This window comes from Paraflavisolibacter caeni (assembly GCF_025628885.1).
Lineage (GTDB): Bacteria > Bacteroidota > Bacteroidia > Chitinophagales > Chitinophagaceae > Flavisolibacter > Flavisolibacter caeni.
Map to the genome: position 1 here is coordinate 51,883 of NZ_JAOTIF010000021.1, position 14,455 is coordinate 66,337.

At 40.1% G+C, this 14,455-nt stretch carries 12 protein-coding genes; 7 read left to right on the top strand and 5 right to left on the bottom strand.

The features are described from left to right. Positions 1-30: 30 nt before the first annotated feature. Positions 31-1,350: a DUF2851 family protein gene (locus OCK74_RS20555; protein WP_279298966.1), complete on the top strand. Its 1,320-nt coding sequence runs from the start codon at positions 31-33 to the stop codon at positions 1,348-1,350. Here the strand turns inward: OCK74_RS20555 and OCK74_RS20560 are convergent. After that, positions 1,322-1,729 carry an OsmC family protein gene (locus tag OCK74_RS20560; RefSeq protein ID WP_279298967.1) on the bottom strand — a complete coding sequence of 136 codons (408 nt, stop codon included), beginning with the start codon at positions 1,727-1,729 and terminating at the stop codon, positions 1,322-1,324. The genes OCK74_RS20555 and OCK74_RS20560 overlap by 29 nt on opposite strands. A gap of 45 nt (positions 1,730-1,774) precedes the next feature. On the opposite strand from OCK74_RS20560, the gene OCK74_RS20565 reads away from it, so the two are divergent. From OCK74_RS20565 to OCK74_RS20580, 4 genes are all read left to right on the top strand, one after another. Next, on the top strand, positions 1,775-2,578 hold the full coding sequence (locus OCK74_RS20565; RefSeq protein ID WP_279298968.1) for a hypothetical protein: 804 nt from the start codon (positions 1,775-1,777) through the stop codon (positions 2,576-2,578). A gap of 181 nt (positions 2,579-2,759) precedes the next feature. Then, positions 2,760-3,677: a lipoyl synthase gene (gene lipA / locus OCK74_RS20570; protein WP_279298969.1), complete on the top strand. Its 918-nt coding sequence runs from the start codon at positions 2,760-2,762 to the stop codon at positions 3,675-3,677. A gap of 184 nt (positions 3,678-3,861) precedes the next feature. Then, a complete protein-coding gene (locus OCK74_RS20575; protein ID WP_279298970.1) occupies positions 3,862-4,239 on the top strand; it encodes a cupredoxin domain-containing protein in 378 nt (125 codons plus the stop codon). Positions 4,240-4,264: 25 nt separating this feature from the next. After that, entirely contained in the window at positions 4,265-4,669 is a 405-nt protein-coding gene (locus OCK74_RS20580; protein WP_279298971.1) for a hypothetical protein, read from the top strand. Between the two features lie 101 nt (positions 4,670-4,770). On the opposite strand, the gene mqnE is transcribed toward OCK74_RS20580, so the two are convergent. Next, positions 4,771-5,904, bottom strand: coding sequence for an aminofutalosine synthase MqnE (gene mqnE / locus OCK74_RS20585; RefSeq protein WP_279298972.1), 1,134 nt, complete (start codon positions 5,902-5,904; stop codon positions 4,771-4,773). Between the two features lie 246 nt (positions 5,905-6,150). Between mqnE and OCK74_RS20590 the strand changes: the two genes are divergently transcribed. After that, positions 6,151-7,434, top strand: coding sequence for a nucleoside permease (locus tag OCK74_RS20590; protein WP_279298973.1), 1,284 nt, complete (start codon positions 6,151-6,153; stop codon positions 7,432-7,434). Positions 7,435-7,541: 107 nt separating this feature from the next. On the opposite strand, the gene OCK74_RS20595 is transcribed toward OCK74_RS20590, so the two are convergent. The 3 genes from OCK74_RS20595 to dnaE form a co-directional block, all read right to left on the bottom strand. Further along, on the bottom strand, positions 7,542-9,161 hold the full coding sequence (locus tag OCK74_RS20595; protein ID WP_279298974.1) for a hypothetical protein: 1,620 nt from the start codon (positions 9,159-9,161) through the stop codon (positions 7,542-7,544). A 239-nt stretch (positions 9,162-9,400) separates the two neighbouring features. Next, entirely contained in the window at positions 9,401-9,721 is a 321-nt protein-coding gene (trxA, locus tag OCK74_RS20600; protein WP_279298975.1) for a thioredoxin, read from the bottom strand. Positions 9,722-9,845: 124 nt separating this feature from the next. Further along, complete coding sequence (gene dnaE, locus OCK74_RS20605; RefSeq protein WP_279298976.1) at positions 9,846-13,481, bottom strand: DNA polymerase III subunit alpha; 3,636 nt, start codon at positions 13,479-13,481, stop codon at positions 9,846-9,848. Positions 13,482-13,692: 211 nt separating this feature from the next. On the opposite strand from dnaE, the gene OCK74_RS20610 reads away from it, so the two are divergent. Then, positions 13,693-14,379 carry a C40 family peptidase gene (locus OCK74_RS20610; protein ID WP_279298977.1) on the top strand — a complete coding sequence of 229 codons (687 nt, stop codon included), beginning with the start codon at positions 13,693-13,695 and terminating at the stop codon, positions 14,377-14,379. Positions 14,380-14,455: the final 76 nt, after the last annotated feature.

The window sequence follows — 14,455 nt, forward strand, 5'->3', positions numbered from 1 at the left end:
CAATGAGTATCTTTTGGGAAAAGATATGATATGTCCGACCTTTTCACCCTGCATGAGGGTGGGTTAATTACCGAAAAACTGCTTCATTATATTTGGCGCTTTCAATATTTTAACCGTACACAACTCCTGTCTTCTGATGGAGAAAAAGTGGAGGTGGTCTTCCCCGGAATCATCAACTACAATCAAGGGCCCGATTTCAAAGGTGCGAAAATCAGGATTGGAACTACTTTATTCGCCGGAAGTGTAGAACTTCATTTGAAGACTTCTGACTGGCACAAGCACGGGCATCAGGGAGATAGTAATTATGGTAATGTGATCCTTCATGTCGTTTATCAGCATGATGCTGACCCCGGTAATAATATCCCTGTCTTGGAATTGGAACCCCACATCTCTGGTATCCTGCTGAATAAGTACCAATTTTTGATGAACGCATCTGCATTTATTCCCTGTTCAAATACTATTGCACAAGTGCCTGGTATTACCTGGTTATCATGGAAAGAAAGACTGTTGGCAGAGCGATTGGAAAGAAAAGCCGTAATCATTATCTCTTTTTTAAAAGAAAACAATACACACTGGGAGGAAGCATTTTGGTGGCTTCTGGCCCGCAACTTTGGCAGTAAAGTAAATGTTGAAGCTTTTGAAGCAATAGCGCGATCTATACCTATTAATATATTAGCAAAACAAAAGGCGCAAATACATCAATTGGAGGGTTTGTTGTTGGGACAAGCAAATTTGCTGCAGAAAGATTTTTCTGAAGAATACCCTAAACTACTCAAGCGGGAATATGAGTTTTTAAAGAAGAAATATCACTTGGTACCCATTTCAATTCCTGTCCACTTTCTGCGAATGAGACCCAGGAATTTTCCAACAATCCGTCTGGCACAACTGGCTATGCTGGTACATACTTCGGTGCACTTGTTTTCAAAGTTCCTGGAAACAGAAAATATGAAGGATGTGACCAATAGTCTTTATGTCACGGCTAATGATTACTGGCATTATCATTATTTATTAGATGAGCCTGCTTCATTCAAAAAGAAAACGATCGGAGCCGGTATGATAGAAAATATAATCATCAATACGGTGGCGCCGGCATTATTCGCATATGGTCTCTATCACAAAGAGGAAAAGTATAAAACAAAGGCTATACAGTGGATGGAACAATTACCGGCAGAAAAGAATTCAATTATTGGGGGATTTGCTGCATTGAAGATTTCCAGTAAGAAAGCCTGTGATTCACAGGCCCTACTGGAATTAAAAAATGAATACTGCTCTAATAAGCGTTGCTTGGAGTGTAGTGTTGGAAATTACTACCTGAAAAGTATTACCAGTTCCACTCCACATGCACTTTGATATCTGGGTGGATACTTTGTGCAACAGGGCAGGTGTGTGCTACATGCCTCAGAATATCTTTCGACTTTTCTTCAATACCTTTTAAATGGTCTGGAATATGAAATTTAAGATTGATACCTCCAACTCTTCTAGGCTCGGCCTTCATGATTTTCTCCACATCCACTTGAATACCTTTAAGATCAATATTCATTGATCTGGCTTTTATGCCCATCACAGTAACCATACAGGTTGCCAGGGAGGTGGCCATTAAATCGGTAGGAGAGAACCTTTCCCCTTTGCCATGGTTGTCCGGCGGTGCATCAGTTTCAATGGCAGATGAAGATTTCAAATGAGTACAGGTTGTCCTTAGATCACCATCATAAACTACAACAGATGTCATACTTTTTTGACTAAATTTACGTTTGAACAATATATTTTAAACTTTGTGAAGAAAATATTCATCATTATTGGCCTATTGACAGGCTTTATTGTATTGACGGAAGACGCTACAGCCCAGAAAACTGCTAAAGAAAGCCGCCGCGAAGAAAAGAAAAAACGCGCTAATGCCATTACCAAGCAGGAAGAAGAAGGTGTGCTCAACTATGTAAAGGAAAATGCTTTTGGTCTGCAGTTGCGAACAAATGGTTATGGGCTATTCTATGAAATCGGTCGAATGAGATCCCCTCGGTTTACGAATATTTACTCTTTGGAGTTGACCGAAATCCAGGACCCTAAAGAAGAAAAAGTGAGCAGTGGTACGGGATTTCTGCTGGGTAACTCTTATAAATTTGGAAAAATTAATAACTTCTACGCTGCCAAATTGGGTTTTGGCCAACAATATATTTTCGGGCAAAAAGGGAATAAAAATGGTATCGCCGTAATTGGCTCTTTTCAGGGAGGCTTTTCTATGGGATTCCTGAAGCCATATTACTTACAGATAGTGGACAATGGTGCCAATCGGGAAATTAAGTACACGCCTGAAGACTCAGAATTATTTTTAGATTATAGCAGTATCCAGGGTAGTGCTGGGTTTACAAAAGGGTGGAGCGAAGTGAAATTGAAACCTGGAGCCTATGCCAAAACAGCCCTTCGTTTTGATTTTGGTGGTTATAATGAGTCAATTACCGCTGTAGAATTAGGTATGTCGGTAGAGGGTTATGCTGATAAAATTGAGATGATGGCCCTTAAAAGCTCGCATAGTTTATTTTTTCAGGCGCATTTTGCCATGGTTTTTGGCGGACGAAAGTGAATATCAGACAAATCGGGTTATATTTGTATATAATCGAAAGCTGGCCTGTGAGCCAGCTTTTTGTTAATGAATAATTGCCGGCTCATTTTTGAAAATCATTGTAGTTTAACTTTGCACCCTTATTCCTGTTTTCAGTACAAAAGAACTGGAGCATGAATGGTGAACATTTGAATTGAAAATTATGATTGAACTTCCTGTAGTACCTGATGTTTCTGCGGAAAATAAATTGAAAAAACCTAATTGGCTCCGCGTAAAGCTTCCTATCGGTGAAAGCTATAAACACGTGCGTGGCTTGGTTGATACACATAAATTGCATACCATTTGCGAGAGTGGCAATTGTCCAAACATGGGTGAGTGCTGGGGCGCTGGTACCGCTACTTTTATGATCCTTGGAAATATTTGTACCCGCAGCTGCGGTTTTTGTGCCGTAGCCACAGGTCGCCCGGAAGCAGTTGATTGGGACGAACCCCAAAGGGTTGCAGAAGCCATCCATCTGATGAAGGTGAAACATGCTGTGATTACTTCGGTTGACCGGGACGAGCTGAAAGACGGCGGTTCTACTATTTGGCATAACACCATTAAAGCGGTAAAAGCTTTAAACCCAAATACAACCTTGGAAACGCTAATTCCCGACTTTAAGGGGAAAAAAGAAGATATTCAAAGAATTATTGATGCCGCACCAGAAGTGGTTTCTCATAACATTGAAACTGTTGAACGTCTGAGCCGGCAGGTAAGGATTCAGGCCAAATATTGGCGCAGCATGGACGTGATCAGGACCTTGAAGGAAGGTGGCATGCGTACGAAAAGCGGCATAATGCTGGGTTTGGGTGAAACCAAGGAAGAAGTCGTACAAACATTAAAAGATTTATTCAATGCAGGCTGTGACGTAGTTACTATTGGCCAGTATTTGCAGCCTTCTAAAAAACATTTGCCTGTTCAGCGTTTTGTTCACCCGGACGAATTTGCAGAATACCGGGAAGTTGGTTATAGTTTAGGTTTGGATTATGTTGAAAGCGGTCCCTTAGTTCGCTCTTCATATCATAGCGAGAAACATGTGATTGCCGGTTTAGGACAAAAAGAATGGAAAAAGCAGGACTAGCCCTTAGGTATTTACCTGAACAGCACTATTAAATATTATTATTTTAAGTTATAATAACCAGTAGATAGACCTACTGGTTATTTTTTTAATATAATACCGATGCTGTTGGTATACTGATTTGAGTAGACAGGCCAAAGCAACCAAAGTGGTTTACAAACGTATTATAGTTATGTAAACACATGTTATGAAAACACATATTATTCGGCCTTGGCTGAATGCCGTTTTAATAATCTTTTTTATTATTTCAGCCTGCAGTAAAAGTGGTGATGGATATGGTGGAGGTAGCAATAATCCGCCCAGCAATAATAACAATAATACTTCTTCTGTAAGCATGGGAAGCTCAAGCTTTTCGCCTGCCTCTATAACAGTGAAGACCGGTACTACTGTTACCTGGACCAATAATAATGATATGCTACATACTGTAACCGCAGATGACGGTAGTTTCAATAGCGGAGATTTGGCATATACTAAAACCTATTCTCATACTTTCAGCCAGGCAGGTACATTCCACTATCATTGCGCCTATCATGCAAACATGAAAGGAACAGTTATGGTTAATTAATAAAACTAATTACACATTAAGCTTTATGAAAATAGTTAAACTAAACTTCTGCTTAAATCTCTTTTTTGTACTCGCCATTGTTTTCTCTTCCTGTTCTCGCCAGAATGATGAAGATCCTTTACCCCAGGCGGGTATTCAAATTACAACACCTGTTGAAAATGCATTGGTGCGATTTGGCGAAACACTTTTAATTAAAGGAACGGCAACTGGAAATGCAGAATTGCACGGTTATGAAATAGCAATCCGTAAATTAGGTGGAACTAACCTTTACTTTCAGCATTATCATGGCCATGATCATACTATAAATATTGATGAAAGCTGGAAAAATACACTTAATGAAACTGCGGATATGGAAATTGTTGTGAGTGCAATTCTGGATCATGAACAACATAAACAGAACAAAATTGTTCGATTTAAGATTCAGAATTAATTCACTAAAAAGGCACCAGGTGAAAGAAACAATGATCATATAGTAATTGATCACAGTTATTTCACCTGGTGCCTTTTGGTTGTAGATAATCAGGTTGTATACTAAAACTCCTGTATCACATTATATAAGGTATCGCGTTCTACTGGTTTACGGGATACCTGTTTGATCAGGGTTACTATTTCTTCTGTAGTCATGGATGGTGTTTGCTCTTCTGCACCGGCCATGGAATAAATTTTAGTTGTATCATCTATAGTTCCATCAATATCATCTACACCAAAAGCAAGTGAAAGTTGTGCATTCTTACGCCCAAGCATAGGCCAGTATGCTTTCAGGTGTGGAAAGTTATCCAGGTATAAACGGGCAATGGCATACATCTTCAGATCTTCGACAAGACTTATTTCCTGAACATGGCTCATGTCATTATCACCATTGCGGAACTTAAGCGGTATGAAAGTATTGAAACCTCCGGTTTTGTCCTGCAGGTCACGCAAGCGGCGCATGTGGTCTACCCGTTGACTGTAATTTTCAATATGCCCGTATAGAATAGTGGCGTTACTATGCATTCCTAACTGATGAACAGTTTCATGAATATGAAGCCATCCCTCTGCATCTACTTTATCAGCACAAATTTGTTGGCGGATCTCTGCGTCAAATATTTCAGCGCCTCCACCTGGAATTGATTGCAAGCCTGCTTCCTGTAATATCTTCAAACCTTCTTCAACACTTACTTTTGCTTTGCGGAACATATAGTCCAATTCAACAGCAGTAAATGCTTTGATGTGCAGGTCTGGGCGAAGTTCTTTAATTCTGCGCAGGAGATCGGCAAAGTAACTAAGGTTCATTTTGGGATGCACCCCGCCAACTATATGCACCTCTGTTTCTGGTTTACCTTCATATTTCCTCACGATGTCCAACATTTGCTCGATGCTGAGTTCCCAACCTTCTTCTCGGTGAGCATATAGTCGCGAATAAGAACAAAAGTTGCAGGTAAACAGGCAAACATTTGTTGGTTCAATATGAAAGTTGCGGTTAAAATAAGTGTTATGGCCATGTAATCGCTCTCTTACATAATTGGCCAGTGTTCCAACGTATCCGAGACTAGCTTTTTCAAATAGGAGTAGGGCATCTTCATCGGTTAACCTTACGTTATTGATTACTTTTTGGCCTATTGCTTTTAATTCTGAAGGCTGATTTTCCACTAAGACTTCAACAGGTTCTGTACTTATTGATACCATATTAAAAAGTAAAATATTGCAGGATTGGTTCTAATGAATTGAAAGTCCTGCTCTTGTACAATAATCCGGCAAAATTACTGGAATAACATTAAAAGGCCTTTTTAATCTCTATTGATTATTATCACTTCCTATTTCTTTAAATAAGAGCATAAACTTAGCATTTCTGGATTTGATCTAAAGCTTGGAGGCTCAATACCTAAAATCCTTATCTTAACGCACCTTAAATAATCTTAAAAGTAAAAAATAATGGATATTAAAAAACGCCTCACTATAATGAACTTTATGGAGTTCTTTGTCTGGGGGGCTTGGTTGATTACAATTGGTGCTTATTGGTTTCAGAATAAGCAATGGAAAGGCGATGACTTTGGGAGTATTTTTTCTACAATGGGCGTTTCTGCTATTTTTATGCCTGCCGTTATGGGCATAATAGCCGACCGGTGGATAAATGCTGAAAGGCTTTTAGGATTATGTCATTTAATAGGTGCTGTTATCCTTTACTTTATTCCTCAGGTAAATGACCCTGGAACCTTCTACTGGGTTCTGCTGTTATATATGCTTTTTTACATGCCTACTATTTCCCTGGCAAATACTGTTTCTTATACAGCTTTGGTAAAAAGAGAAAGAAATATTGTAAAAGACTTTCCTCCAATTAGAGTGTGGGGTACAATTGGATTTATTGCTGCTATGTGGACTGTAAGCCTATTGCATATTGAAACATCGGCAAAACAGTTTTATGTCGCAGCAGCCGTATCATTTTTATTGGGCATCTATTCTTTTACACTTCCAAAATGTCCGCCTGCTGAAAGAAGAGAGGCTAATCAATCCTGGATTGATATATTTGGTTTGCGTGCGTTCTCTTTATTCAAGGATTATAAAATGGCTTTGTTTTTCATTTTTGCAATGTTGCTGGGAGCAGCTCTGCAGTTAACAAATGCCTATGGTGATACTTTTTTACACGACTTTGCCAAAATAGATATTTATAAAGATACAATTGCAGTGAAGTATCCCGCCATCATAATGTCTATTTCTCAGATTTCTGAAACTCTATTTATCCTTGCCATCCCATTCTTTCTCCGGCGATTTGGCATCAAGCAAGTAATGCTCATAAGCATGTTTGCATGGGTGCTAAGGTTTGGGCTATTTGCCTATAGCAATCCCGCTGATGGCTTATGGATGATCATATTATCCTGTATAGTTTATGGGATGGCGTTTGACTTTTTCAATATTTCTGGTTCTCTGTTTGTTGATACGCAGGTGAAGCCTGAGATCAGGGCAAGCGCTCAAGGCATTTATATGATGATGACCAATGGCTTTGGAGCTTGGCTCGGAAGTAGGTTAAGCGGTATCGCTATTGCCAAATACTTTACGAATAGTAACAATGAATTGAACTGGCAAGGCATTTGGACAGCTTTTGCCATATATTCATTGTTAGTCGCCTTGTTATTTGCCATATTATTCCGGTATAAACATAAGCGCCCTTCTGACAAGGAGATAGAATTAGCAGAAGCCTTGGAGATGACACCACGTTAATTAAATAATGAATAAATAAAAAAGTCCCGGTTCTCATATATCCAGGACTTTTTTATTTATTATTATCGTAGAAAGACAGTCTCTTTGAGACGGACTTGTATTAACAATTAATTGGTCCGTTTAATTCGAAAATTACAAGTAATTGGGAATAACCTGTTTAAGGAGTCCCTTTTCAAATTACCAGTAAAGTTTCCTGAGACATAAGCCCCCTTTGCTCCATATTCTGTGACATTCACAAAAATGGAATCTTGCATTGTATATTGTTTCCCTTCAACTGAAATACCTGAGGTATAGATGTAATACCTGCCAGTAGTGGCAGTGCCGTTAAATTTAAAATAAAAGTCCTGCCAACCTGGAGTACCGCTTGTAAAGGATTCTACATAGGTAATATTGCTATTGCGGTAGCAAGCTAAACTATCCCCTGGCCTTACTAAAGTATAGTTGGTTCCATCCAAATTGTATTTAATAAATTCACTGGCAGTGGCGCCGCAAGCCTTCAGTGATACCGTATGGTTTGATCCTCCGGATAGCGAAACTTTAACCGAATCTGTGAGTATGCTCGTACTGTTGTCAAAACCGGAAATCGTTGCCTGGCCTAAATTGTTGCTACAGGTTATTACAGATGTTGAATAATTTCCGTTGGTCACTTTGGTTCTGTAATTAGCCCCATTGATGAAAATATTGACAAATCCTTCTGTTACTGGTTCGTCATTACAGTTCTTCATAGTTCCGGAGAAATTGATAACTGTATTTCCCTTACTTGGAACCGTGATCGTTTCAAAGTTGGTGTTGCCGCTGAATGGTCCAATGGGAAGGCTTTGAACTATCTGGTTGCATTTATTATAAATATTTAATTGCAGCTTTTGATTGGCTGGTATTTTACCCGAAACTTTTCCGTTTATATCTGTATACCCCGAACCGGAAGTTGAAGCTGAATCACCCTGCATTCTAATCTCCACTTTTGTTTGGGGAAGAAGTTGTTCATTTTCATCCATAATGACGGCTTCAAAATTTATAAGGGGATATGGTTTGTCTACATTCCAGAATGAAAAGTGAGAAACCTTACCTATATAATTATTGCCTTGTTTGGTTGCAGATCCTTCTTCAGCCCATAGACCTTTTGCCTCATCAAAATACCAAAGGGGTATTGTTGGTGAAGCCTGGGCCAGGAGAGAAGCTGGGATTGGGAAAGTTAAAGTAGCCGTTTTACCTGCTGCTAATTGAAGCTGCTCTCCTCCGGAACCAGACAGTTCCACCACCAGCATTCCAAATGATTGTAATGCACTTTCCTGGTTATTGGTGGTGATGCCACGAAGGTCTCCTGGCATAGTAGCAGAAAAATTTACAGCAGAAGGATTGATAAAATGTGCTGCAACTGTCACTTCGCCTGCGTATGCAATTTGGGTGGCACCATTGATAATGCTGTTGGTTTCAAATAAAACCGATCCACCATTGGGAACCGTAATTGTCCCTCCGGCAGCAGCTACAAACTTGCCTGCAGTTTTTTTGGGAATGAGCTCAATTTCTGCAAAATGAGTGCTATTGGGTTTAGTAGCTATTGTTCGCGAACCTAAAAAGTACCCCTGTTTAACCACCTTTATATATCCGGTACTGCTATTCAACCTGATGTTCGTAAAATGAAAATTACCATCGATATCAGTTACAGTATTAGATTCACCTGCAGTTACTGATGCTCCTTTTACTGGAAGCCCATTTTCATCTAGCACTCGGCCTGAAACATTCGTGGTAATTATTTCTGCAGTTTTGGGAAAGTGGATTTCTTGCTGGCAGGAATAAATAATACTGGCAGGAATAAATAATAAATAAGCAGATGCTTAGCATCAATCCAATAGTATAGGCAAGTCTTTGTTTCATAAACAGTGGAATTGGCTTTTTGTAGATACCACAAAATAAAAAAACTGTTTCGCAATAGAAACAGTTTTTTATAAAAATGATCCGTTATTGATTAGGACATATGTGATTCTATTTTCTTAACAAAGTTTGACTTTGGCTGTGCTCCTACCAATTTGTCCACAACCTGGCCGTCTTTAATGAAAAGAATAGCAGGAATGCTAGTGATACCATAGTTCATGCTTAACTGGGGGTTTTCATCAACATTTACCTTACCGATATTCACTTTGCCTTCATATTCTTTCGATAATTCCTCAATTACTGGACCTATTGCACGACAAGGACCGCACCATTCTGCCCAAAAGTCAATAACGGTTAGTTTATCGGAACTCAATACTTCATTCTGAAAATTAGTGTCTGTGAATGCTTTTGCCATGATTATACAGTTTTAATGTTCAAACTTGATTTCTGCCTGCAAATATAAATCCAACAATCGGTTTATGCTTTGTTGGCAGTTTTAGCGTTCAGTGTGTCAGTTGTACTTTAACTATTTTACCAATTTAAACAGTTGTTACGCTGACACTTACCTCGGGCGTTTTGTCGAGGTAATCAATAAGTTCGTGGTTCATTTCAAATCCACTTTCCAGTGAGGAAAGGCTGATCTTCAGGTCTTCCTTCGGTTCTGTCAATACTACTTTTATACCGGCCTTACCAGGATGCGTTTTGAGGTTTTGTTCCAGGAAATCAATAACTCCTGGTTGTAGACTTCTTACATCCATTTCAAGTACCAACTGGCGAAGCAGCAGGCTTTTGGCATTTTCGGCTAGTGTAATTCCTGTCATACCAAATTCCAGTTCATCACGGTACTTGTGTTTATTGAAGGTTCCTGTTATGAATACGGTCTGCCCCTGTTGCAGGTAATTACTGAAGCGAACATAATTGTCACCAAAGAGGGTTACTTCTGCTTTGCCTGAATAATCCTCAATGGTAAATATGCCGAATTTATTCCCTTGCTTCGACAATCGATGGTTGGCGCCAGCAACTAGGCAAAGCAATTTCATAGCTTTGCCGGCCAGGTTGGGCGTGTTGGCTTCTTTTATTTCATTGTATTCTATAATCGTATTAATGCCGTAATGCCTGATCTCAAATTTATAATGATCCAGTGGATGCCCACTCAGGTAAATTCCTGTGATTTCTTTTTCTTTATCCAATTGTTCTACCAAAGGCCATGGCGCACAAGGGGCTATCACAGGTGGCTTGATCTCCATCACGGTAGGCATATCTCCAAATAAAGTGTTGGCCGCAGAACTAGCTTCTACTTGTACCATATTACCATATTTGACGATTTTTTCAAGTCCCGTAACGCTTTCCCCGTCAGCAACACTGAAATATTGTGCACGTTGCAACTCTGTAAAGCAGTCAAATCCACCAGCCAATGCCAAACTTTCCAGTGTTTTTTTATTGACAGTACGTTGGTTGATTCGGCGGATGAAATCATAAATATTTACAAATGGTCCGGACTTCATCCTTTCCTCAATAATACTTTCAACAGCAGCTTCACCTACACCCTTTAAGCCGCCAAGGCCAAAGCGGATTTCACCCTTCGAGTTTACTGCAAAACCTTTCAATGATTCATTAATATCTGGACCCAACACCTTAATACCCATCTTTTTACACTCTTCCATAAAGAAAGTCAGCTTTTCAATGGCATTGGCGTTGTTCAGTACCGCAGACATATATTCCCCGGGGTAGTGGGCTTTCAGGTAAGCAGTTTGATAAGCTACAAAAGCATAACAGGTAGAGTGTGATTTGTTGAACGCATATTGGGCAAATGCCTCCCAGTCGGTCCAGATCTTTTCCAGCTTTTCCTTGGGGTGACCTTTGGTCATAGCGCCTTCAACAAACTTGCCTTTCATCTTATCCAGCGTCTTCCGGTCTTTTTTACCCATGGCTTTACGCAGTACGTCCGCATCACCTTTACTAAAGCCGGCAAGTTTTTGAGCCAGCAACATCACCTGCTCCTGGTATACGGTAATACCGTAGGTCTCCTCAAGGTATTCTCCCATTTCCTCCAGGTCAAAGGATACTTCTTCCCGGCCGTGTTTACGGTCAACGTATTGTGGGATATAAGCCATTGGACCAGGTCGGTACAGGGCGTTCATCGCAATCAGGTCGGCAAACTGGTCAGGCTTCAGTTCTTTCAGGTATTTCTGCATACCCGGACTTTCAAACTGGAATGTTCCTATGGTTTCGCCACGTTGGTACAGTTGGTAAGACTTTTCATCATCTAATGGAATGTTATCAATGGTGATATCAACGCCATGGTTCTGCTTGATCATTTCCAGGGCATTTTTGATAATGGTGAGGGTCTTCAGACCCAAAAAGTCCATCTTGATGACGCCGGCATCCTCAATGATCTTTCCTTCAATCTGTGTTACTAAGAGATCTGAATCTTTTGCCGTACAAACCGGGATGATATTCATAAGGTCATCCGGCGCAATGATGATACCGGCAGCATGAATACCTGTATTCCGGACAGAACCTTCCAAACGTTCCGCTTCATGAAGTACAGTACTTCGAAGATCGTTTCCGTCGTAAATAGCTCGGAGCTGTTTTACGTTTTCCAGGTCGTCTGCTCCTAAGCCTTCTTTTTCTTCCAGCGATTTTTCGCCATCTTTTGCAGTGAGTGGCGCATGTAAAACTCTATCTAGTTCAATACCTGGTTTGTCTGGCACCAGCTTCGCCATTCCGTTAGATTCAATCAACGGTAGGTCCATCACCCGTGCCACGTCCTTGATACTCATTTTGGCAGCCATCGTACCATAGGTGACAATTTGTGCTACCTGGTTGCGGCCATACTTTTTCACTACATAGTCAATTACCTTTTGACGGCCTTCATCATCGAAGTCCGTATCAATATCGGGCATTGACTTACGGTCTGGGTTAAGAAAACGCTCAAACAGCAGCTTATACTTGATGGGGTCAATATTGGTAATCCCGATACAATAGGCTACCGCAGATCCTGCCGCAGAACCACGGCCAGGGCCTACAAACACGCCAAGGTCGCGGCCGGCTTTAATAAAATCCGATACGATCAAAAAGTATCCGGCAAACCCCATGGTTTTAATTGTAAAAAGCTCAAAGTCTAGCCGCTCCTGAACATCCGGTGTGATCTCGCCATAACGCTCTTTCGCTCCCTCATAAGTAAGGTATCGAAGAAACTCCCATTGATTCAGGTTACTGTCATTATGGGTCTGGAATTCTTGAGGTAAAGGAAAGGCAGGTAAAAGAATGTCCTTTTTAAGGTTTAACACTTCTACCCGGTCAACGATCATATTGGTATTATCAATGGCTTCCGGAACATCTTTGAAGAGCGTGGTCATTTCTTCCGTGCTCTTAAAATAGAATTGATCGTTCGGAAACTTAAAGCGTCTGTTCTTGATGTTTGAATCATCATTTACAAAATCGTCAAAACCAGGTGTGTTTTGCTTTTCTCCTGTATTGATACACAAGAGGATATCGTGGGCGTTGTAATCATCTTGATCCGTATAGTGGCTGTCATTGGTTGCAATTACCGGAACACCATATTTTTTGGCAAACTTCATCAACACCTGGTTGATGGTTTCCTGTTCTTTCATATTATGGCGCTGTAATTCAATGAAGTAGTCTTCTCCAAAGATGTCCAGCCACCATTTAAATTCTTGCTCAGCCTTTTCCTCGCTCTCGTGCAAAATGGTTTGAGGCACATAAGCCCCAATGCAACAGGTAGTTGCGATCAGGCCTTCATGGTACTTTTCGATCAGCTGTTTATCAATCCGTGGGTATTTGCTATATAATCCTTCAGTATAACCAAGCGAAGTCAATTTGATAAGATTTTGATACCCTATGCTGTTCTTGGCAAGTAACACCTGGTGGTACCGCGCATCTTTTTGCTCTTTGGTAAAGGTCTTACGGGTACGGTCAGCCACTACGTAAAATTCACATCCGACCACAGGTTTAACTTTCAGGCTGCCATCATCGTTTTTGTGCTTATAGGCTTCCGTTACAAATTCAAAGGCACCAAACATATTACCATGATCGGTAATAGCCATGGCCGGCATATTGTTCTTAATGGCCTTTTTATATAGTGATTGGATAGACGCCGCTCCATCCAGCAAAGAATATTGAGTATGAACGTGTAAGTGAGAAAATTTCATTTGATAAACCCTTCTAAATTGATTCCAGCAAACTTATTTTTATGAGATTAAGTTGAATGACCTTACGATCATGAATATATCCTAGCTAAAAGCTTGCAATTTATGACTGAACCTGTTAATAGTTGTTAACAAAAAACTCCCATTTAATTCACAACTCTGAAAGAGTTGCATTATTTTTGCTCTCATTCAATTTTAATCCTAAAACCCCTCCATGGTAAAAACCCTGATTGTATCTTTTGGTTTGCTGGGAATCACCGGTTTTAATCCTGTCTGCGCACAGAAATCCAAACAAAGTACCCACCATTCTTCTAAATCAGAGGTTAAATTTCTAGACGATATATTTTTAGATATTCCTCCTTCACCTACTGAAAAATTGGCAAAAGTTTCTGAACCTGTTATTGAAACAATAAAGAGTGAGCTAATTTCCTCTTCAATCATTGAAAGCCTTTCCAAGCTTCAATTTAAATATGCCATTTTGCTGGATGCAGAAGTCGAGCAGGTCCAAAACATTGCGCTATTTCAAAATATTGATAATTGGCTGGGGACACGTTACCGCTTTGGCGGCACTACAAAAGCTGGTATTGATTGCTCGGCCTTTGTTCAGGCAATTTTCTCCGCTCATTATAAAATAGGAATGCCTCGTACTACAAAAGAGCAATATGATGCTACCATGCCTATTACCAGAGATGAATTAAAAGAAGGCGACCTGATTTTCTTTAATACGAGAGGCGGTGTTTCACATGTAGGTATGTACCTTCAGAATAATAAGTTTGTTCATGCTTCTACGTCTGACGGCGTTACCATTACCAGCCTGGAGGATAGCTATTGGAGCAAGCGCATTGTTAGATATGGCCGTTATATCAAACAGGAAAGTAATATATTGGCAATGCTCAATTAATACAAATCATTTTCTATATTATTTGGAGGCGTATCATAGAATAGCTAAAGATCTGTGGTACGCCTTCAGCTTTTTA

What these genes read in the sequence shown, in the direction of transcription:
- OCK74_RS20555 (WP_279298966.1), top strand. Translation starts at nt 31, where the DNA reads ATGTCCGACCTTTTCACCCTGCATGAGGGTGGGTTAATTACCGAAAAA.
- OCK74_RS20560 (WP_279298967.1), bottom strand. Translation starts at nt 1,729, where the DNA reads ATGACATCTGTTGTAGTTTATGATGGTGATCTAAGGACAACCTGTACT.
- lipA (WP_279298969.1), top strand. Translation starts at nt 2,760, where the DNA reads ATGATTGAACTTCCTGTAGTACCTGATGTTTCTGCGGAAAATAAATTG.
- OCK74_RS20575 (WP_279298970.1), top strand. Translation starts at nt 3,862, where the DNA reads ATGAAAACACATATTATTCGGCCTTGGCTGAATGCCGTTTTAATAATC.
- OCK74_RS20580 (WP_279298971.1), top strand. Translation starts at nt 4,265, where the DNA reads ATGAAAATAGTTAAACTAAACTTCTGCTTAAATCTCTTTTTTGTACTC.
- mqnE (WP_279298972.1), bottom strand. Translation starts at nt 5,904, where the DNA reads ATGGTATCAATAAGTACAGAACCTGTTGAAGTCTTAGTGGAAAATCAG.
- OCK74_RS20590 (WP_279298973.1), top strand. Translation starts at nt 6,151, where the DNA reads ATGGATATTAAAAAACGCCTCACTATAATGAACTTTATGGAGTTCTTT.
- trxA (WP_279298975.1), bottom strand. Translation starts at nt 9,721, where the DNA reads ATGGCAAAAGCATTCACAGACACTAATTTTCAGAATGAAGTATTGAGT.
- dnaE (WP_279298976.1), bottom strand. Translation starts at nt 13,481, where the DNA reads ATGAAATTTTCTCACTTACACGTTCATACTCAATATTCTTTGCTGGAT.
- OCK74_RS20610 (WP_279298977.1), top strand. Translation starts at nt 13,693, where the DNA reads ATGGTAAAAACCCTGATTGTATCTTTTGGTTTGCTGGGAATCACCGGT.